The sequence below is a fragment of the Brucella pseudogrignonensis genome (genome assembly GCF_002252525.1).
Taxonomy (GTDB): domain Bacteria; phylum Pseudomonadota; class Alphaproteobacteria; order Rhizobiales; family Rhizobiaceae; genus Brucella; species Brucella pseudogrignonensis.
Window position 1 is genome coordinate 213794 of the sequence record NZ_NNRM01000041.1, and the last position, 18230, is coordinate 232023.

Genomic DNA, 18230 nt, shown 5'->3' on the forward strand with positions numbered 1-18230 from the left:
TTGTTATTGCTTCACAGCACCCGCAGTCAGACCCCCGACCAGATAACGCTGTAAAACGAAGATAATGATCATCGCCGGTGCGATACCCACAAAGGACGCCGCCATCAGCTCATTCCACACGACTTCCTGCTTGCCGAAGAAGGCAAAGAGGCCAACCGGCAGCGGCATGTATTCCGCCTTGGAATTAAACGTCAGCGCGAAGATGAACTGCTGCGCATAGGCACCGATGAAGGTGGTGATCGCCACAACGATGATACCCGGCATGGCGATCGGCAGAATGACACGGCGCAGCGTATAGAACTGGCTCGCGCCATCCATATAGGCAGCTTCATTCAGCTCACGCGGAATACGCATCATGTACGTGCGCAGCAGCCAGATCGCCGCCGGAATGAGGAATGCCACACCCGGCACGATCATCGCTGCATAGGTGTTGAGCAGCTGGAAGCTGCGCATCAGGCGGAACAGCGGGATCAGCAGAACCGCGCCCGAGAACATGTTGATCGCCAGAAAGCCACCGAGGATCAGACCTGCGCCGCGAAACTCAAAACGCGAGAATGCGTAAGCGGCAGGAACCACCAGAATAAGCACGATGATCGTGACCACCGACGAAATAAAGAACGAATTGAAGATATAGCGTCCAAACTCGGGCACGCTCTTCCACATCGAGAAATAGGCATTGAAACTGCCATTCTCGGGCCAAAACGTATAAGGCGACGAGAACAGCTGATTGAGCGGCTTCAGCGAAACCAGAAAGCCCTCGATGAACGGCGCCAGCAGGAAAAACAGGAAGACTGCAATTCCCACATAGGCAGCGATCTTTTCATACCATGTATAGCGGTCGATAAGCGGCGTATTTTGCGGTTGGCTCATTATGTTTCCCCTTAAGCAAGTTTTTCGGGGCTGATGCGCCGCGTGACACGGAAATAGGCCAGGCAGAACAGCGAGAGGAATATGCAGATGGTGACGGCACGCGCCGCACCTTCACCGTAACGCTTCGAGCCAATAGCCGTCTGATAGGTGTCGATAATCATCGTGGTGGTCGAGCCGTTCGGGCCGCCCTGCGTCAGAATCCAGATGATGTCGAATGAGTTGAATGTCGCAATGGTCGAAAGCATCGACATCGTGATGATGGCAGGAAGCATCAGCGGCAACGTCACCCGGCGGAAACGGTACATGCGGCCTGCGCCATCAGTCCAGGCGGCTTCATAGAGATCCTTCGGGATCGCCTGAAGGGCCGCAAGGAAATAGAGCGTCACCATGGGCACGCCGATCCAGACGTCAGTGACAATCGTTGCCCAGAAAGCCGTGCTGCCATAAGCGAGGAACGCAACCGGTCCATCGACCAGTCCCGCGCGCTGGAGCATACCGGAAATCATGCCGAACTGTCCGTTATACATCCAGCTCCACATGAAAATGCCAATCGCCATAGGCACGATCCACGGCGGCATAATCATCAGACGGAACAATGCACGTCCCGGCAAAGCCATGTTGAGAAGCACCGCTCCAAACATGCCGATCGTGATCTTCATCATCACCGAAAAGAACGTCCAGATGAATGTCCGGCCAATGACGGCCAGAAACTGCGCATTGGCGATCTTTTCATAATTGGCCCAGCCAACCCAATTGGTTGTGCGACGCAGCGATGCATCGGTGAAGGACAAGATGAAGGTGTCGATCAGCGGATAGGCCACGATGGCCAGCACATAGATGAGTGCCGGCGCAAGCATGACCCACGCAAAGATGACTTTGGAGCGTTGCATTCCCATTTATCAGATCAAACTTTCTGAAGAGCTGCGTCAAAGCGGTCCCAGACGGGACGCAGATCGATGACCGTGCGCTTTTCGCGCGCTTCATCCATTGCCATGGCAAGAATGCCGGCTTCCATCGCATCAAGCGGCGAAACAGGAAGCGGTCCGGCATTCATGACATGCGCGATCACTTCTTCCGCCATCTTTTCGTCAGCGCCGTAATGCTGCGAAAGCTCGGTGCGTGTCGCATATTCCTTGTGAATGGTGCGCTTTTCGTTCAGCACTTCATGCACATCGAAATAGCCACGAATGAAGTCGCCCTCAGCCTGACCACGCGTTCCAAAAATCGCAAAGCGGCGGAACTGGTCCGGCGCATTCAGATTTGTGTGGAAGTTCATGCCGACGCCATTGGCATATTCAATGATTGCGACCTGATAATCGATGATGTCGCCATCGGAATCGAAAACCTTGTCCGAACCTTCCCAGCCCGTCGGCTTGCGGTGGAACAGCGACATGTCGTTGATGCCTTCACGACGCGGATCATTTTCCGGAATGAAGGTCTTGCGGCCACCAAAGCTTGCAACCCGCTCAGGGCGCGAACCGATCACGCTGTTGTAGAGATCGAGATCGTGACAGCATTTTTCGAGAAGGAAGCTGCCCGACCACTTCGAATAGCGGCGCCAGTCGCGCATGAAGAATGCGCCGTGATATGGATAGATATGCTCTGCGGCTTCGACCGAAACGATATTGCCGAGCAGACCGTCATTCTTGGCCTGCATCAGATCGCGATACATCGGCGCGTAGCGCAGCACGAGACCAACCAGCAAACGCTCCTGACCGTGCTTGGCAAGAAGCTCAGCCAGCGCATAGGTCTGCTCAATAGACGACACAATCGGCTTTTCGGTGAAAACGGTAAGACCCGCTTCAAGACCCACACGAATATGATCGAGATGCATGTGGTTTGGCGAGCCGATCATCAGAAGATCGAACGTCTCACTGGCGATCAACTCTTCCGGCGTTGCATATTGCTTGCCAGCCGAAATGCCATGCTCATCCAGTTCTGCCATGCCCGCAGGGGCAGGATCGACATAGCCGACAATCTGAAAATCGGGATCGAGCGCATTGAAGACAAAACCCAAATAACCCAGACGATAGCCTAGTCCTACAATGCCGACTTTCACGATAAACTCCCATGCGGTTTTTAGTAAGATGAAAATCTACACCACAAAATGTCAAGAAAAAACACACAGAATTTAGCTAAACAAAAACTTTTCACACAGACTTGAAGCGGTTCAGAAACAGCATTCCTGCACACCTGCCTTAAAAGAAATCATATTGCTCGAAATCGGATCAATATGTTCAAACTGCAATCAACGCGCGCATAAATTGTAATTTTTATTAATTAAAACAATTGATTAAATCAGGAAGTCCCTCGTTGTCCACCTGTCAAAACACGCTGAACCGCGATTTTTCCGCCATAGATTCTCATTGCATGAGGCGCATGAAGTCATGCTAAATCCGCAACAAAAGAATTTAATAACCATTAAATCATAAGCGCGTGAATTTTAGGATGGACAAAATTCATTGAAGGCGCTGATATAGTTACTAACAAAACCAAACCCTCAATACCGCATGATTTGAAGCCTACGCGACCGAGACTCAGCGGGATTGCACATATCTGGAACGCGCATTTGTCGAAAGCGGCTTTAGCCCTTCGCAATGCGTTTAAATTTGCTGGTGGAGAATTGCATGCCTAGCCTATTCCGACTTGAAAATTCGTGGATCGCAAATCCCGCACCAGCCGGAACTATGACAATCGAAGTGTTTAACCTGTCGGATGAAACCCTGACCGATTTCTCGCTTTGCTACACCAGCATCACCCGCATTGTTGGAGAGCCGCATATCACGAATGGACACTTTGTCCTGCATGATGGCAGCTTCAACGAAATAGCTGCGCCCAAAGGCTTCGCATTGAAGCCGGGTGGAACATGGACGGTGAGCGTCGCACCACTTAATCGCTCACCGTTCCATGTTAATGACGGAGCGAAGACGGCTTATCTCAAATGTGCCGATGGCCGTTTGATCCACATTGAGACCGGCGAACTCGCACTTTCGGGACAGAACCTCCCTCTGCCCGGCCCGCGTCTGCCGGAAGGCCGTCTTACGCTTCCGTTTGCCCTGCTGCCATGGCCCGTGAAATTCGAAGCTGAAGCAGGCAGCACACCAATTGCTCTGCATCCCGCAGAGGGCACAGATCTTGCAGGTCTGCGTGCGCTTTCGCTGGTGGAATCACTCCATGCGCGGTTGTTCCCACAGGCACGTCAGGTCTTTTCGCTCAAGACCGTGGAAGGCGGCCGCGCAGTTTCTATCAAAACCGATACGGGTATCAAAAAGAGCGGCTTTACCATCGATTTCACCGCTGATCTGATCACGGTTACGAGCGCCGATGCCGACGGCACGCGCCATGGTCTTGTCGCTCTCGCACACATTCTTGATGGCGCAAAGCAGGATGCAGAACGCTTTAAATTCCCGGTTTCTGGCCGCATTGAAGATGCTCCACGCCATGACTGGCGTGGCTGCCTTCTGGATGTTTCGCGTCATTTCTGGACGCATGATGAAGTCACGCGATTCCTCGACATTATGGCCTGGTATCGCCTCAACACTTTCCATTGGCATCTGACCGACGATGAAGCATGGCGCATTGAAATTCCGGAACTGCCGGAACTGACAGGGATTGGCGCAACCCGCGCTCCGAACAGTGTAATGCTGCCGCAGCTTGGCGATACGACTGAACCGTCGCACGGTTTCTATACGCAGGCACAAATTCGCTCGGTTGTCGAACACGCGCAATCACTCGGCATTGAAGTGGTGCCGGAAGTCGACATGCCCGGCCATTGCAAGGCGGTACTGACCGCTCTGCCGTATCTTCAGGATCGCAATGAAGCCAATGAGTCCTACAAAACTGTTCAGGGCTTCACGAACAATGCGCTCAACCCCGCCATGCCAGCGACATGGGAATTTGTGAAGACAATCCTTGACAATATCGTCGCTCTCTTCCCGGGTCGCTATATCCATATCGGCGGCGACGAAGTGGCCGATAATTCATGGATCGGCTCGCCGCTTGCACGCGAGTTGATGGAACGCGAAGGGCTTGAAGGCACATTTGAACTGCAATCATGGTTCATGCGCAAGCTCAAGATCATGCTGGAACAGCGCGGCCGTGTTCTCGCTGGCTGGAACGAAGTCGCGCATGGCGGCGGCGTGCAGCCGGAAGGCACTTTGCTGATGGCATGGCAGGCACCGGAAATCGGCATTGAGCTTGCAAAGCAGGGCTATGACGTCGTCATGACGCCGGGTCAGGCCTATTATCTTGATATGGCGCAGTCGCATAACTGGTGGGAGCCAGGCGCTGGCTGGGCGGGCGCTTCCACGCCGGAAGAAAGCTACGCTTACGAAGCTGCTGGCGATTTCCCGCCAGAACTGGCGCAGCATCTCAAGGGTGTTCAGGCATGTATCTGGTGTGAACATTTTACCACGCACGCCTATTTCAACGACCTCACCTTCCCGCGCCTGCTGGCGGTGGCCGAAGCGGCATGGACACCAGCATCGGAAAAGGATTGGCTGCGCTTTGCTGTGCAGGCACGCCGTCATCCGCTATTCTGATCCTCATGTCCTGTGCGGTTTCAGCCGTGCAGGACAAAGCCTATTGTGAAAATAGTGGCGCACTGAATGTCGACCTCGAGCCTCGATCTTGTCCGGCAATATCCGATCGTGCGAGCCAGCACGATCGCGATCCTGTTTTTTGGCTTCGCGGGGGCGGCCACAACGCCATATCAGCCGATTGTCGGCATCCGCGTCATCGGCTTAAGCGACTTCACCTATTCTGTTGTGGCCTTCTGTGCCGTCGTCGCCAATCTCGCGGCAAGCATTGCCATCGGACTGGTTTCTGACCGCATCGGGCGTTATCGCGCGCCGATGGTTATCGTTACAGCCCTTGGTATTGCAGGTTTCGGCCTGATCTGGCTGTTCCCATCGCCATGGGTCTTTGCGCTGGCAACCATCGGCCCGATTGCCCTTTTCAACGTCATCAGCACATTGCTTTTTGCCAATATCCGCAATCACTCGGCTGGAATGGCACCGATTGAACTCAGCGATTCGATCACCATTGTTCGCATGGCGATTTCGATCGCGTGGATTCTCGTTCCCGGCCTTGTCGGTGCCGTGCTGGCCGGAACCGGCTCGCCTCTGACCGCCTATTCCTTTGCAACGCTGCTTTCGCTCGGTTGCTTTCTGTCGATCATAACGCTTATGCCCCATGATCATAAGCCAGACAAAAACGCGCAAAGCACAAAGCCATCAAGCCTTGCAGATCTTCAGCGCGTGATTTCACCCGGCGTTTTCATCCGGTTAATCGGAACCGCGCTCATAACCTCGGTTTTGCATGTGAATGCTATTGCACTTCCGCTGATCATTACCGGGCGCGGCGGTGGCACGGTTGAAGATGTCGGCATGGTCATGGGCTTCGTGGCAGGGCTTGAAGCAATTCTCATGCTGGTCTGGGCGCGCATTGGCCGTCGCAAAAGCCAGATCAGCATCTTCTTTGTCGCATCATTGCTTTATGCAATCTATCTGGTCTGGCTTGCATTCCTCACCACACGATGGGAGATTTACGCCGCATCAGCGATTGGGGGGATCGGCGCTGCTGCAATCGTGAGCCAGCCAATAAGCTATCTGCTTGGTATCATTCACGATCGGCCCGGCCTGTCGGCCTCCCTGATCGCAATCAACATGTTTGTCGGCGGTGGCATCGGCACAGCGCTTTTTGCGATTGGAACAAGCTTTGCTGGCTATGGAACTGTCACCATCATGGGGGCTATCGCAGGATTGGCCGGTGTCGCGATACTGGCAAAGGTAGAATACAAGAAAAACTGAGGGGATTGCTTTGAGCCGGATACTACTGGAAGTCTGCGTCGATGATGCTGAAGGACTGAACGCCGCAATCAAAGGCGGTGCAGATCGGATTGAACTTTGCGCAGCACTCGCAATCGGCGGGCTGACGCCTTCCATCGGTCTCATGCAGCTTTCAGCCAAAGCGCCAATTCCGATCATGGTGATGATACGGCCGCGCGCTGGCAGCTTCGTCTGGACCGAAGATGAATTGCAGATCATGGAAGCCGAAATTGCAACAACACGTGCCCTCGGCCTCGCGGGCGTTGTAATTGGCGCCAATCTGCCCGATGGCAGGCTTGATAAGCCTGCATTGCAGCGACTGGTCAATGCAGCCGATGGTCTTGAGATCGCACTGCATCGCTCAATCGATCTTACCCCGGTCGCGGCAGAAGCCGTGCAAATAGCTATCGAGCTTGGCATCAACCGGATTTTGAGTTCAGGCGGCGCCTTGAAAGCCGTATCCGGCCTCGAACGCCTTGCGCAAATGCAGAGTGCTGCCAAAAACAAAATCACCATCATGCCGGGTTCGAGCGTGAATATGGGAACACTTGCCGAAATCGCTGCGGCATTGCCTGATCTCATTGAAATTCACGCATCCTGCAGTGCGCCTGTCAATGCGGATGAGATTTTGCAGAATTTCGGCTTCGCCATGCCGGGTGCAACAAGAACTACAGCAGCCAAAGTTGCCGAACTGCGCGCGGCCCTCAAGGCGATTGCCGATGGCAGGCAGCCGCCTTCCTGATTTAAGCAGCCATCCGTGCTCAGGAATGGCTGACATGCAAACGGAGCAAAACAAAATTTGTGTTAAAATAAACAACTGACATTAGAAATTTGTGTTGAAGTAAAATTCTCTTTTCAATAGAAAATTACAACACAAGGAAAGGGCCGGAGTTGCAACCGACAGAAGACCTCTATCAGACTGTGCAAGCAGCAGTGCCGGAGCTTACTCCGAAGCTGCGTGGCATATGCCTGTTGATCGAAAACGATCCGGTAGGCTTCATTCGCTCAACAGCACGCGAATTGTGCAACCAGCTTGGTACTTCAGAACCAACTCTCATCCGCTTCTGCCAGCGTTTTGGCTATGCGGGCCTTGCCGATTTCCGCATCGATCTCGCTTTGTCGCTTGCCCAGCGCCCTGGCCTCGTGCCCGCTGGTGTGGAAGCTAATCCGGTTGATCGTCGCGCCGTCAATTTCGACGCCAAGGATGCAATCGGACGCAAGGCAGTCAGTCTCCTTGAAGGCGACACCGCGGTACTGTTCGATAACGGCTCCAGCACCGAAAGACTGGCAGCACATCTGGGCGATCTTGCACCGCTTATCGTCATGACCCGCAGTCTCGACGTTGCGCAGACCGTCCTTCGCCACAAGCAGCATCAGGTGATGCTGACCGGCGGCAACATCCGCCGCGAAACCATGTCGGTCTCCGGACGACTGGTCGATACGGCACTTTCGGAAATGCGCTTCGACACCTTTGTCATGGGTGCAGACAGCATTGAGCCAGAAACGGGCGTCAGCACTTTTCTGGAAGACGAAGCCCATGAAAACCGCGCGATGATCGAGGCTTCTGGCCGTGTCATCGTTCTGGCCGACAAGACCAAATTCAGCAAACCACGGCTGCATCGTATCTGCGCAATGGATCGGATTACGGCGATCATAACCGATCTTGAACCCAATCACGAAATAGCCAACCGCATCCGCGAACGCGGTGTGCGTGTCATCAGTACTCAAGAGGACGGCGTTAATGACTAAACTGGAAACGAGCCACACCTGGCAGGAAATTCATGCACAGCCGGGCATCTGGCAGGCATGGGCAGCACCTCTTGCCACTCAGTCGGCTGAAATCCGTGAATGGATCGCCGCCAAGGGTATCAAGCGTATCGTTTTCAGCGGCGCAGGCACCTCGGCTTTCATCGGTCAGGCTCTTGCATCGGTCAAGGCTGGCGCGATTTCGCTCACTGCCATTCCAACCACCGACATTGTTTCCAATCCGTCCGAAACACTTTCTGATGATGGCGAACTGCTCGTTGTGCAGTTTGGCCGTAGCGGCAACAGCTCGGAAACCATTGCAACGCTCGACCTGCTGGATGAGCATTTCCCGAAGGCTCATCGCCTCAACATCACCTGCAATGGCGAAAGCGCACTGGCCGTTCGCGCAGCGAAAGGCCCGGGCGAACAGCGCGTGATCGTTCTGCCAGCAGCAACGCACGATCAGGCTTTTGCAATGACGTCGAGCTATACGACAATGCTTTTGTCGGCACTCGCCTGCATTGATGGCAATGTTGATGTCGCCGACAAGCTTAACAAGCTCTCGGCTGCGGGTACTAAGGCACTTGCACAGCTCGACGCAACGCCTGCCCCGCATCCAGACCGCGCAATCTTCTTGGGCTCCGGCGCACTGACCGGCGTTTCCCGCGAAAGCGCACTCAAGGTTCTGGAGCTGACCGCAGGTCAGGTCATGACAAACTGGGACAGCACGCTCGGCTTCCGTCATGGTCCAAAAGCTTCGGTTGTCGGCAACACCCGCGTTGTGGTCTTCATTCACCCGGATCAGCATACCGCGCGTTATGATCGCGACATCGCAGTTGAAATTGCTCAGCAGTTCCCGACAGCGACCGTTACGACTGTTGGTGGCGAAGGCTGTGATCTTGCGCTTGATCTTACCGGCGACAGCCGCTGGGATGCCGTACTCTACGTGCTTCTTGCGCAGATCTGGTCCGCCCGCTGGTCGGCAGAACTCGATCTCAACATCGACAATCCATTTATTGATCAGGGCAACCTGACACGCGTTGTTTCCGGGGTTAAGATTTACCCCTTTGCAGCATGAAACACGAGGTCAGCATGATCTGCGGCGCCATTGATCTGGGCGGCACCAAAATTGAGGGCCGCCTGTTCGACGCAAATATGGAAACGGTTCTGACACGGCGCATTCCAACGCCTGTCAGCGACTTTGAGGCCTTTATCGATGGGCTTTCGGCGCAGATTGAATGGCTGACCGAGACGGCGGGCAATCCAAATCTGCCCGTCGGCATCAGCCTGCCGGGCTGGATTGATCCAGCCACCGGACACGGCTTTGCATCCAATATTCCCATCACCGGTCGCGATGTGGGCACAGCACTGGTCAAACGTTTCGGGCGCAGCTTTCCGCTCATGAACGACTGCATGGCTTTCGCCTATTCGGAAGCGCATGGCGGTGCAGCCGAAGGCAGCGAAGCGATGATTGGCCTGATTGTCGGCACCGGCATGGGCGCTGGTGTGGTCATCAATGGCGAGATTCCGCCGCGCTATAATGGTCTTGCGCTGGAAATCGGTCACACGGGTATGCCTGCACGCGTTCTGAGCGAGCAGAACCTGCCATTGATCCCTTGCGGCTGCGGCAAGACGGGTTGCATGGAACGCTATGTTTCAGGCACGGGCCTTGCCGATATTTCCAAGATCAAGCTCAATGAGACCATCTCTAATCAGGAACTGACATTGCGCGCATCCAATGGCGATGCGAACGCAGAAAAAGTGCTCGATGACTGGGCTGATCTGATGGCGGAATCGCTTCTGACCATGCAGCTCGTCATCGATCCGGATTGTTTCGTTCTTGGCGGCGGTCTTTCCAATATGGATGGTGTTGCCGAACGCGTCTCAAAGGCATTTGAAAAGCGTAAGCTTGGACCCACACGCATACCCGCCATCAGAACTGCACGTTTCGGTGATAGTTCAGGTGCACGCGGCGTTGCGCTCTACGCACTTAATCATTCTGGAGAAAGCCAATGACCCGTCTTGTCGCCCCCGATTATGTCTTTCTGAATGGGCGACTTCAGACTGGTCTGGTGGCCGAGATCGGCCAGCAAGGCATTACCCGTCTTCGTCCACGCAAGTCGGATGAAACGCCGGACCTCACGCCGCATGTGCTGATGCCAGCCTGCATCGACCTGCAGGTCAATGGTGCGGGCGGCGTCATGCTGAACTCGGAAACCAGTGCAAAGGGCATCGCGCATATCATCTCGACATTGCGCAAACTCGGCACTGCTTGGGTTCTGCCAACGCTCATTACCTGCGAGCCGGATCGCATCATTCAGGCAGCCCATGCAGCAGTTGAATGCAAGGGCATGGATGGCTTCTTCGGCCTGCACATTGAAGGCCCGCATCTCAACCCTGCCCGTAAGGGCACGCATCGCGTTGAATTCATCCGCCCGATGGATGCATCCACGCTTGAAGCGCTGAAAATTCTGCGTAAGGCGGATGTGCCTGTCATGCTGACGCTGGCACCGGAAATGGTGCCGGGCGACACGATCCGCGAGATCGCTGATATGGGTGTCGTGGTTTCCGCCGGTCACACCAACGGCACGACGGAACAGGCCCGCGCCGGGCTTGAAGCTGGCATCAGCTGCTTCACCCATGTTTACAACGCCATGCCGCCAATGACATCGCGTGAGCCGGGCGTGGTCGGCACTGCAATTGGCAGCGATGCTTTCGTCGGCATCATTGTTGATGGGCATCATGTGACATGGGAAATGGTCGGCGTCGCATGGCGTGCGCGCCCAAAGCGCGATCGCATGTTCCTTGTATCAGACGCCATGTCGACCATTGGCGGCCCGGATCATTTCGAGCTTTATGGCGAACGCATCGAAGTGCGCGATGGTGCACTCGTTAACGCCGCCGGTTCCTTAGCTGGCGCCCATATCGATATGGTCGGCTGCCTTGCCAATCTCGTTCAGCATGTCGGCGTGTCGCTTGAAGAAGCCATTCGCGCCGCCTGTGTTGTGCCTGCCGATGTGATGGGCGTAGCTTCACCGAACCTTGGTGCCGGAACCCCACTACCAGAGGTTCTTGCTCTGGATAACAATCTTCAGCGCATTTCTCTTTGAAATTAAAACGCATCCCGAAAGCCGCTAAACAGCTTTTTACCTATGGAGTCCCGTTATGAGCAGCACTCAGACCTTGAGCAAACTTCCCGCCCGCTACGCGAGCGGTGCGCGCGGAGGCATCACCTCGATCTGCTCGGCACATCCTCTGGTTATCGAAGCAGCCCTTCTTGAAGGCATTGCAACCAAGACCGACGTTCTGATCGAAGCCACCTGCAATCAGGTCAATCAGGATGGCGGCTATACCGGCATGACACCGGCCGATTTCCGCCGTTTTGTCGAAGACATCGCAGCCCGTCTCGGCTTTGACACCAAGCACCTTATTCTGGGCGGTGATCACCTCGGCCCAAATCCTTGGAAGCACTTGTCGGCTGAAGAAGCCATGGCCAAGTCCGAAGTGATGATGGATGGCTTTGTGCGTGCAGGCTTCACCAAAATCCATCTCGACACGTCGATGGGCTGCGCTGGTGAACCGGTTGCGCTCCCCGATGCCGTGACCGCTGAACGCGCAGCACGTCTCGCCAAAGTTGCAGAAAAAGCAGCCGCTGAGTCCGGCTTTGATCTGCCTGTCTATATTGTCGGCACGGAAGTTCCGATCCCGGGCGGCGCGATGGAAGAAATCGAAGATCTGGAACTGACAAAGCCAGATGCGGCCCTTGAAACCATCGCCATTCACCGTAAGGCTTTTGCAGCCCTTGGCTTAGAGGATGCATTCTCGCGCGCCATCGGCGTTGTCGTGCAGCCGGGCGTGGAATTCGGCAATGAAAACGTTGTCTATTACGATAGCAACAAAGCGACCGCTTTAAGCGGCGTTCTCAACCAGACACCGCAATTCGTCTTTGAAGCCCATTCGACCGACTATCAGCCGGTTGAGGCGCTGTCGGCGCTGGTTCATGATGGCTTTGCCATTCTGAAAGTCGGACCCGGCCTGACGTTCGCGCTGCGTGAAGCGCTCTACGGCCTTGATCAGATTGCAGCTTTCCTGGACAAGCTGCCGGAAGAAGAGACCGTTCGTGGCAAGCTTGAGAAGTTGCTGCTCAACGAGCCCAAGAACTGGGAGAAATATTATCATGGCGATGCGGAAGAGCTGCGTCTTCAACGCCATTTCTCCTATAGCGACCGCATTCGCTATTACTGGCCACATCCGGAAGCCACAGCAGCCGTCAATTCGCTGCTCAAGCGTCTTGAAGGTCGCAAAATTCCAGAAACGCTGATCAGCCAGTATCTCGGAACACTTTATCCAGCTGTTGCAGCGGGCAAGGTTGAAGCCACGCCCCATGCGCTGATGGTCGAAGCCGTCAGAAACGTTATCCGCGTCTATGGAAAAGCCGTCGGAACGCATTGAATATCGAATGAAAGAGGCGCGTGAAACTCCGCGCCTCTCACCGAACAACTCAAACCTTAAGGCTGTCCTTAGCCAGATTATGGAAAAAGGACACTCCGCGCTCCAATATTTCATCATTGAAATTATAGGTCGCCGTGTGCAGACCAGAGCTGTCGCCATTTCCGATCAGGAGATACGCGCCAGCCGACTTTTCCAGCATGAAGGAAAAGTCTTCGCTACCCATAAATGGTCGGTCGAGTTCTTCAAAAGCATCTTCGCCATAATGCTGCGTCACTGTCGCCTTCGCCTGCTCGAATGCCGCCGCATCGTTGATGGTTGCCGGATAGCCGGTCATCCAGTCAAAGCTCACATCCGCGCCGTAGCTCGCTGCCTGCATCTTTGCGACTTGTTCGACCTTATCACGCAGTATCTTGCGAATGACCGGGTCGGTGGCACGCATCGAGATTTCAAGCTTGGCCGTATCAGGAATGACATTACAAACCGCACCCGAATTAAACGCACCGACGGTAATCACGCTGGCCTGATGTGGCGAGACAGTGCGAGAGACGATGGTCTGCAGGGCCATGACAATGCTTGACGCGACCACGATTGGATCAACCGTCTTTTCAGGCTCTGCACCATGTCCGCCACTGCCCTTAACCATCAGTGTCAGTGCATCAATGGAAGCAGCAATCGGGCCTGCCTTGGAAGCAAATTTGCCGGCTTCCAAACCCGGCCAGTTATGGAGCGCAAACACCTGATCGCAAGGGAAGCGTTCAAAGAGCCCCTCCTCGATCATGATCTGAGCACCGCCATAATTTTCCTCAGCGGGCTGGAAAATGAAATGAACTGTTCCCGAAAAATCTTCGTCCGCTGCGAGCGACCAAGCAGCGCCCAGCAGCATTGCGGTATGACCGTCATGGCCACAGGCATGCATCTTGCCGGCATTCTTACTTGCATAAGTCAGACCAGTTTCTTCCAAGATTGGTAGAGCGTCAAAATCAGCACGGAAGCCTATGGAGCGGTTTGAATTGCCCCGGCGCAGAGAGGCAACAATGCCAGTCTTGGCAAGCCCGCGGCTCAGTTCATAGCCCCATTCCTGCAAGCGGGATGCAATATAGTCGGAAGTCTCAACTTCCTCTAATCCCAGCTCGGGAATGCTATGCAGATGCCTGCGGATAGCTTTAAGTTCATCCTCAAATGCACCCAATTTTTTATCGGTCATGATTTCCCCCCTTAATTCATGTGCAAGAATTGACGCAGGCGCTGCGACTGAGGATTGCGCATCACGATATCAGGCGAACCGCGCTCTTCAACCAGCCCCTTGTGCAGGAAGATGACTTCGCTCGAAATTTCGCGTGCAAGCGCCATTTCATGTGTCACCATCACCATTGTCCGGCCTTCTTCGGCGAGTTTTTTGATAACCTGCAGCACTTCCGTCACCAGCTCTGGATCAAGCGCAGAAGTCGGCTCATCAAACAGCATGACTTCAGGTTTCATAGCGAGTGCACGAGCAATTGCAGCGCGCTGCTGCTGTCCGCCGGAAAGCTGGGTAGGGTACTGATCACGTTTGGGTGCGATCCCCACCTTCTTCATCAGAACTTCTGCTTCTGCCAAAGCTTCCGCCTTCGACATGCCCAGAACATGGATCGGTCCTTCGATGATGTTCTCAAGGATCGTTCGATGCGACCAAAGATTAAAGCTCTGAAACACCATTCCCAGACGCGTGCGGACATGTTCAAGCTGACGCGGATCGGCAGCATGGGATTTTCCGTCGCGTCCGGCGTTGGTGCGGATGACTTCACCCGCAACTGCGATCTCGCCTTCATCTGGAGTCTCCAGATAGTTGATGCAGCGCAGCAAAGTGCTTTTGCCAGAACCACTGCTGCCAATCAGCGATATGACATCGCCTTTCTTGGCTTCAAAGGAGATGCCTTTTAGAACCTCGACACCAGCGAAGCTCTTGTGAATGTTTTTGACGGTCAGTGCCATGGACGTCATTTAAATTGCTCCTGAAACAGATCAGACCATCGACGCGCGTGAGCTGCTCATGCGCCGTTCGACCCAGTTCATGATCCGGGTAAGGATGAACACAACGGTGAAATAGAGGATGCCTGCCGCAATCAACGGCTCGAATATCGACAATGAACTGCGTTGCAACGCGCGTGCGGTTCCCATCACTTCCATGATCGTAATTGTGGAAGCAAGCGAAGTGGATTTGAGCAGGATGATAAGATCACTGGTCAGAACCGGCATACAATGACGGAAGGCCAGCGGAAGGGTGACGCGGCGCAGAATCTTGAACCGGCTCATACCGATAGAAAGTGCTGCTTCGATCTGTCCGCGTGGGATTGACTTGATAGCGCCGCGAATAACCTCGGCATTGTATGCCCCCTGATTGAGGCTCAGCGCAAACACTGCATACCACAGGCCATCACGCATATATGGCCAAAGGAAGCTGTGTCTGACCCATGTGCCTGGCAGGATCTGCCCGAGCCCGTAATAGATCAGATAAAGCTGCACCAGAAGCGGCGTGCCCCGGAAAATGAAGGTGTAGACAAATGCCGGCCATTTCAGAATACGGCTCTTTGAAAGCAACGCCAGTGCACTCAGCGTACCAAAGATCAGGCCGATAACGCCTGCTGTTGCCGTCAAAAGCAATGTCAGCGGCATCGCCTTAATCAACGGCGGCAGGAACTCAACGATTTTAGTGATCGATTCCATTATCCGTGCCCCCGGCTCAGGCGTTTTTCAAGCCGTGCAATTATCAGAACTGAAACCAGTGTGATGCCCAGGAACAGGAGTGCCGTCAGGCCATAAAAGAACACATATTGCTTGGTGGATGCAGCAGCGCGGTAGCCCGTATAAAGCAACTCATGGAAGGAACCGAGAACCGAAATGATCGCGCTTTCCTTGGTTATCGAAAGCCAGAGATTGCCAATGCCGGGAACAGCATGACGCATCATTTGCGGGAAGGTAACGCGGGTAAATATCTGACGACGACGCATCCCGATGGAAAGTGCCGCTTCGATCTGCCCTCGCGGAATTGCCAGATAAGATGCACGCAACACTTCAGTCATGAATGCGCCGTTGACGAAAGCCAGCGCAATGATTGCAGCCCAAAAGGCGCTAAACTGGAAATCACTGCCGACAAGGCCCGTCGCCTTGAGAAGCCGTTCCGCACCTGTCGCAACAGAGAAATAGAGCAGCAGAATAACAAGCAGTTCCGGCAGAGCGCGAACCACCGTTGTATAAAGATCAGCAATCGCTTTCGTGAAACGGTTTCGCGAAAGCTTCCCTGATGCGGCGGTGAGCCCAAAGAGGAATGAGACTGCAAATGCCACGGCCGAGACCTGCAAGGTCATCAGAAGTCCGTGTGCGAACTCGTCTCCCCAGCCCTCGCTTCCCCAGGTTAACAGTTGCCAATAAGAATCCATGCAGATTAATCCGATCAAAAAGCCAGACGCTTCGCACGGAGCGCCACGCATCTCTATGGACGCAAGAGGGGCGCTCCAGCTTATTAAGTTTACGCATCCGTCATTCCAAAGTCGATTTGGACCTTGGGTCGATGCCGTAAGCGAAGGCCGAACGCCGCTACCGGCGTTCGTTTCCTTAAAGGATTACTTCTTTTCGAAAATCCACTTGTCGACTAGCGCCTTCAGAGCGCCTTCCTTGTCGAGTTCTGCAAGTGCTGCATCGACCTTTTCAAGCGTTGCTGTATCGCCCTTGCGGACGGCATAGGCAACGCCTTCACCCAGCACTACGCTCTTTGGCGCAACGAGCTTGACTTCGTAATCTTCGCCCTGCGGGGTCTTCAGGAAATTCTGGACAAACAGATCCGGTGCAAGAACATAGTCAACGCGACCGGCAACAAGATCAGCAACCGAGTTGTCAGCCGTGTCGTAGCTCTTGATCGAGACATCCGGCAGATACTTGGTCATGTAAGCCGACTGAACGCTCGAAGTCTGGACGCCGACGATCTTACCCGACAGAGCTGCCTGATCAACGACTTCACCCGAGCCATCACTTGCCGCGACAGTGCCGACCTTGTCCGTGTCCGACTTGGATCCGACGACGACAGTGCCTTCGGTGTAGTAAGGTGTGCTGAAATCAACAACCTTGCGGCGTTCATCTGTCACCGAGAAAGCGCCGATAATGAAATCGACCTTGTTTTCGGTGAGCGATGGAATAAGGCCATCCCATGCCATCGACTTGAATTCGCATTTGTCTGCGAGCTTTTCGCAGAGTGCGCGTGAAAGGTCCGCTTCCAGCCCTTCCCATTCACCTGCAGCATTGACCTGAGTGAAAGGCATATATGGCTCAGGCGTCATGCCGAGACGAAGTTTACCTTCCGCCTGTGCTGCGCCGCTGGCCAATACAGCAAGTGCGATCGCGCCTGCAATTTTCCCTTTAAAACCAACCATGTTCCCGTTCTCCTTATATTTTTGTAACGGCTCACCTTTTTATTACGGCAAGCACGGGGAATGCATATAGAAAACGGCTCAGGAGCGGGTGCCCCTGAGCCGTAAGACTTACTTGCGATACCAGCGAAGTGACATGCAGGAAAGACCAGCGTCGATCTTGCCAATCTGCGTGGTTTTCAGTGGAACCACGTTATAACCGCTCTTTTCCAGCAGCTCGATGGTGCGCGGGAAATCGGAGCCGACCATCACAACGTCATTGACGCGCAATGCATTGGCAGCGGCTTCCTCGCCTTCCGGCACGATCAGCTGACGAAGACCGGAGAAGACGCCGGACTTCGCGAGGCGGCTCGTGGAGAGAACAGTTTCTTCATCGACCAGCGAGCAGTCGGTTTTGAAATGAAGGACGCCTTCCGGTGTCGAAACAACTTCACCCTTGCGACCGATCTTATCGAGGCTTGCGATAAGCGCTGCTGCACCTGCCTTATCGGTACGGGCAGAAAGGCCGATCATCACGCTCTTCTGTGTCGTCAGAACATCGCCACCATCAGCAAAGCCTGGCTCTGGAAGTTCAACAACGGTGTCGAACATCTGACGGAGGGTTGGCTCGATAACAGCCGTTTCACCAACGCGCGTTACTGCGCCCGGACGGAGCAGAATTGCGCCTTCCGTGAAAACGAGTGCTGGATCTTCAACGAAGATGGAATCAGGGAAATCTTCGAGCGGAGGAAGGATCGTAACCTCAACGCCTGCAGCCTGCATGGCAGCGATATAGGCGTCATGTTCGGCCTTAACGCCTTCATAGGTTGGGTTTCCGGTATCCAGCGCACGAAGACCATTCACCACAGAGCGCGAAGGCTCACGGACGATGATCGAGTTGAACTCATAAACGGGTCTGTTAGAAGACATGGAAGGTTACCCTCAATTTAGCTGG

17 protein-coding genes are annotated in these 18230 nt (G+C 54.4%); 8 read left to right on the forward strand and 9 right to left on the reverse strand.

Going from position 1 to position 18230, the window contains the following annotated elements; translation table 11 throughout:
- Positions 1-3: 3 nt before the first annotated feature.
- From CEV34_RS18805 to CEV34_RS18815, 3 genes are read right to left on the reverse strand one after another with little or no spacing between them, the layout of a single operon-like run.
- Positions 4-870: a carbohydrate ABC transporter permease gene (locus CEV34_RS18805; RefSeq protein ID WP_007877662.1), complete on the reverse strand. Its 867-nt coding sequence runs from the start codon at positions 868-870 to the stop codon at positions 4-6.
- 11 nt (positions 871-881) lie between these two features.
- Complete coding sequence (locus CEV34_RS18810) at positions 882-1766, reverse strand: carbohydrate ABC transporter permease (RefSeq protein ID WP_007877661.1); 885 nt, start codon at positions 1764-1766, stop codon at positions 882-884.
- A gap of 8 nt (positions 1767-1774) precedes the next feature.
- On the reverse strand, positions 1775-2929 hold the full coding sequence (locus CEV34_RS18815; protein ID WP_007877660.1) for a Gfo/Idh/MocA family protein: 1155 nt from the start codon (positions 2927-2929) through the stop codon (positions 1775-1777).
- Positions 2930-3497: 568 nt separating this feature from the next.
- Between CEV34_RS18815 and CEV34_RS18820 the strand changes: the two genes are divergently transcribed.
- The 8 genes from CEV34_RS18820 (at position 3498) to CEV34_RS18855 (ending at position 12896) form a co-directional block, all read left to right on the forward strand.
- On the forward strand, positions 3498-5411 hold the full coding sequence (locus CEV34_RS18820) for a beta-N-acetylhexosaminidase (protein WP_007877658.1): 1914 nt from the start codon (positions 3498-3500) through the stop codon (positions 5409-5411).
- A gap of 66 nt (positions 5412-5477) precedes the next feature.
- Positions 5478-6680 carry an MFS transporter gene (locus tag CEV34_RS18825; RefSeq protein ID WP_007877656.1) on the forward strand — a complete coding sequence of 401 codons (1203 nt, stop codon included), beginning with the start codon at positions 5478-5480 and terminating at the stop codon, positions 6678-6680.
- Positions 6681-6690: 10 nt separating this feature from the next.
- A complete protein-coding gene (locus CEV34_RS18830; protein ID WP_094544216.1) occupies positions 6691-7440 on the forward strand; it encodes a copper homeostasis protein CutC in 750 nt (249 codons plus the stop codon).
- A 149-nt stretch (positions 7441-7589) separates the two neighbouring features.
- Positions 7590-8447, forward strand: a complete 858-nt coding sequence (locus CEV34_RS18835) for a DeoR/GlpR family DNA-binding transcription regulator (protein WP_094544217.1) — start codon at positions 7590-7592, stop codon at positions 8445-8447.
- Positions 8440-9522 (forward strand): SIS domain-containing protein, encoded by a 1083-nt coding sequence (locus CEV34_RS18840; protein ID WP_094544218.1) that lies wholly within the window; start codon positions 8440-8442, stop codon positions 9520-9522. Before CEV34_RS18835 ends, CEV34_RS18840 begins: the two co-directional genes overlap by 8 nt.
- 14 nt (positions 9523-9536) lie before the next feature.
- On the forward strand, positions 9537-10460 hold the full coding sequence (locus CEV34_RS18845) for an ROK family protein (RefSeq protein WP_039860359.1): 924 nt from the start codon (positions 9537-9539) through the stop codon (positions 10458-10460).
- Positions 10457-11554: an N-acetylglucosamine-6-phosphate deacetylase gene (gene nagA / locus CEV34_RS18850; RefSeq protein ID WP_094544219.1), complete on the forward strand. Its 1098-nt coding sequence runs from the start codon at positions 10457-10459 to the stop codon at positions 11552-11554. Before CEV34_RS18845 ends, nagA begins: the two co-directional genes overlap by 4 nt.
- 55 nt (positions 11555-11609) lie before the next feature.
- Positions 11610-12896: a D-tagatose-bisphosphate aldolase, class II, non-catalytic subunit gene (locus CEV34_RS18855; protein ID WP_007881143.1), complete on the forward strand. Its 1287-nt coding sequence runs from the start codon at positions 11610-11612 to the stop codon at positions 12894-12896.
- A 49-nt stretch (positions 12897-12945) separates the two neighbouring features.
- On the opposite strand, the gene CEV34_RS18860 is transcribed toward CEV34_RS18855, so the two are convergent.
- The 6 genes from CEV34_RS18860 to CEV34_RS18885 all read right to left on the reverse strand — a co-directional run bounded on the left by CEV34_RS18860 (position 12946) and on the right by CEV34_RS18885 (position 18205).
- Positions 12946-14100 carry a M20 aminoacylase family protein gene (locus tag CEV34_RS18860; RefSeq protein WP_094544220.1) on the reverse strand — a complete coding sequence of 385 codons (1155 nt, stop codon included), beginning with the start codon at positions 14098-14100 and terminating at the stop codon, positions 12946-12948.
- Positions 14101-14111: 11 nt separating this feature from the next.
- A complete protein-coding gene (locus tag CEV34_RS18865) occupies positions 14112-14876 on the reverse strand; it encodes an ABC transporter ATP-binding protein (protein WP_094544221.1) in 765 nt (254 codons plus the stop codon).
- 21 nt (positions 14877-14897) lie between these two features.
- Positions 14898-15599 (reverse strand): ABC transporter permease, encoded by a 702-nt coding sequence (locus CEV34_RS18870; RefSeq protein WP_007877641.1) that lies wholly within the window; start codon positions 15597-15599, stop codon positions 14898-14900.
- Positions 15599-16312, reverse strand: a complete 714-nt coding sequence (locus CEV34_RS18875; protein ID WP_094544246.1) for an ABC transporter permease — start codon at positions 16310-16312, stop codon at positions 15599-15601. The genes CEV34_RS18870 and CEV34_RS18875 overlap by 1 nt, the downstream gene beginning before the upstream one ends.
- Positions 16313-16495: 183 nt before the next feature.
- Complete coding sequence (locus CEV34_RS18880) at positions 16496-17299, reverse strand: transporter substrate-binding domain-containing protein (protein ID WP_064321274.1); 804 nt, start codon at positions 17297-17299, stop codon at positions 16496-16498.
- A 108-nt stretch (positions 17300-17407) separates the two neighbouring features.
- Complete coding sequence (locus CEV34_RS18885) at positions 17408-18205, reverse strand: dimethylarginine dimethylaminohydrolase family protein (protein WP_007877625.1); 798 nt, start codon at positions 18203-18205, stop codon at positions 17408-17410.
- Between the last annotated feature and the right edge of the window lie 25 nt (positions 18206-18230).

What these genes read in the sequence shown, in the direction of transcription:
- CEV34_RS18805 (WP_007877662.1), bottom strand. Translation starts at nt 870, where the DNA reads ATGAGCCAACCGCAAAATACGCCGCTTATCGACCGCTATACATGGTAT.
- CEV34_RS18810 (WP_007877661.1), bottom strand. Translation starts at nt 1,766, where the DNA reads ATGGGAATGCAACGCTCCAAAGTCATCTTTGCGTGGGTCATGCTTGCG.
- CEV34_RS18820 (WP_007877658.1), top strand. Translation starts at nt 3,498, where the DNA reads ATGCCTAGCCTATTCCGACTTGAAAATTCGTGGATCGCAAATCCCGCA.
- CEV34_RS18825 (WP_007877656.1), top strand. Translation starts at nt 5,478, where the DNA reads ATGTCGACCTCGAGCCTCGATCTTGTCCGGCAATATCCGATCGTGCGA.
- CEV34_RS18840 (WP_094544218.1), top strand. Translation starts at nt 8,440, where the DNA reads ATGACTAAACTGGAAACGAGCCACACCTGGCAGGAAATTCATGCACAG.
- CEV34_RS18845 (WP_039860359.1), top strand. Translation starts at nt 9,537, where the DNA reads ATGATCTGCGGCGCCATTGATCTGGGCGGCACCAAAATTGAGGGCCGC.
- nagA (WP_094544219.1), top strand. Translation starts at nt 10,457, where the DNA reads ATGACCCGTCTTGTCGCCCCCGATTATGTCTTTCTGAATGGGCGACTT.
- CEV34_RS18855 (WP_007881143.1), top strand. Translation starts at nt 11,610, where the DNA reads ATGAGCAGCACTCAGACCTTGAGCAAACTTCCCGCCCGCTACGCGAGC.
- CEV34_RS18860 (WP_094544220.1), bottom strand. Translation starts at nt 14,100, where the DNA reads ATGACCGATAAAAAATTGGGTGCATTTGAGGATGAACTTAAAGCTATC.
- CEV34_RS18865 (WP_094544221.1), bottom strand. Translation starts at nt 14,876, where the DNA reads ATGACGTCCATGGCACTGACCGTCAAAAACATTCACAAGAGCTTCGCT.
- CEV34_RS18870 (WP_007877641.1), bottom strand. Translation starts at nt 15,599, where the DNA reads ATGGAATCGATCACTAAAATCGTTGAGTTCCTGCCGCCGTTGATTAAG.
- CEV34_RS18875 (WP_094544246.1), bottom strand. Translation starts at nt 16,312, where the DNA reads ATGGATTCTTATTGGCAACTGTTAACCTGGGGAAGCGAGGGCTGGGGA.
- CEV34_RS18880 (WP_064321274.1), bottom strand. Translation starts at nt 17,299, where the DNA reads ATGGTTGGTTTTAAAGGGAAAATTGCAGGCGCGATCGCACTTGCTGTA.
- CEV34_RS18885 (WP_007877625.1), bottom strand. Translation starts at nt 18,205, where the DNA reads ATGTCTTCTAACAGACCCGTTTATGAGTTCAACTCGATCATCGTCCGT.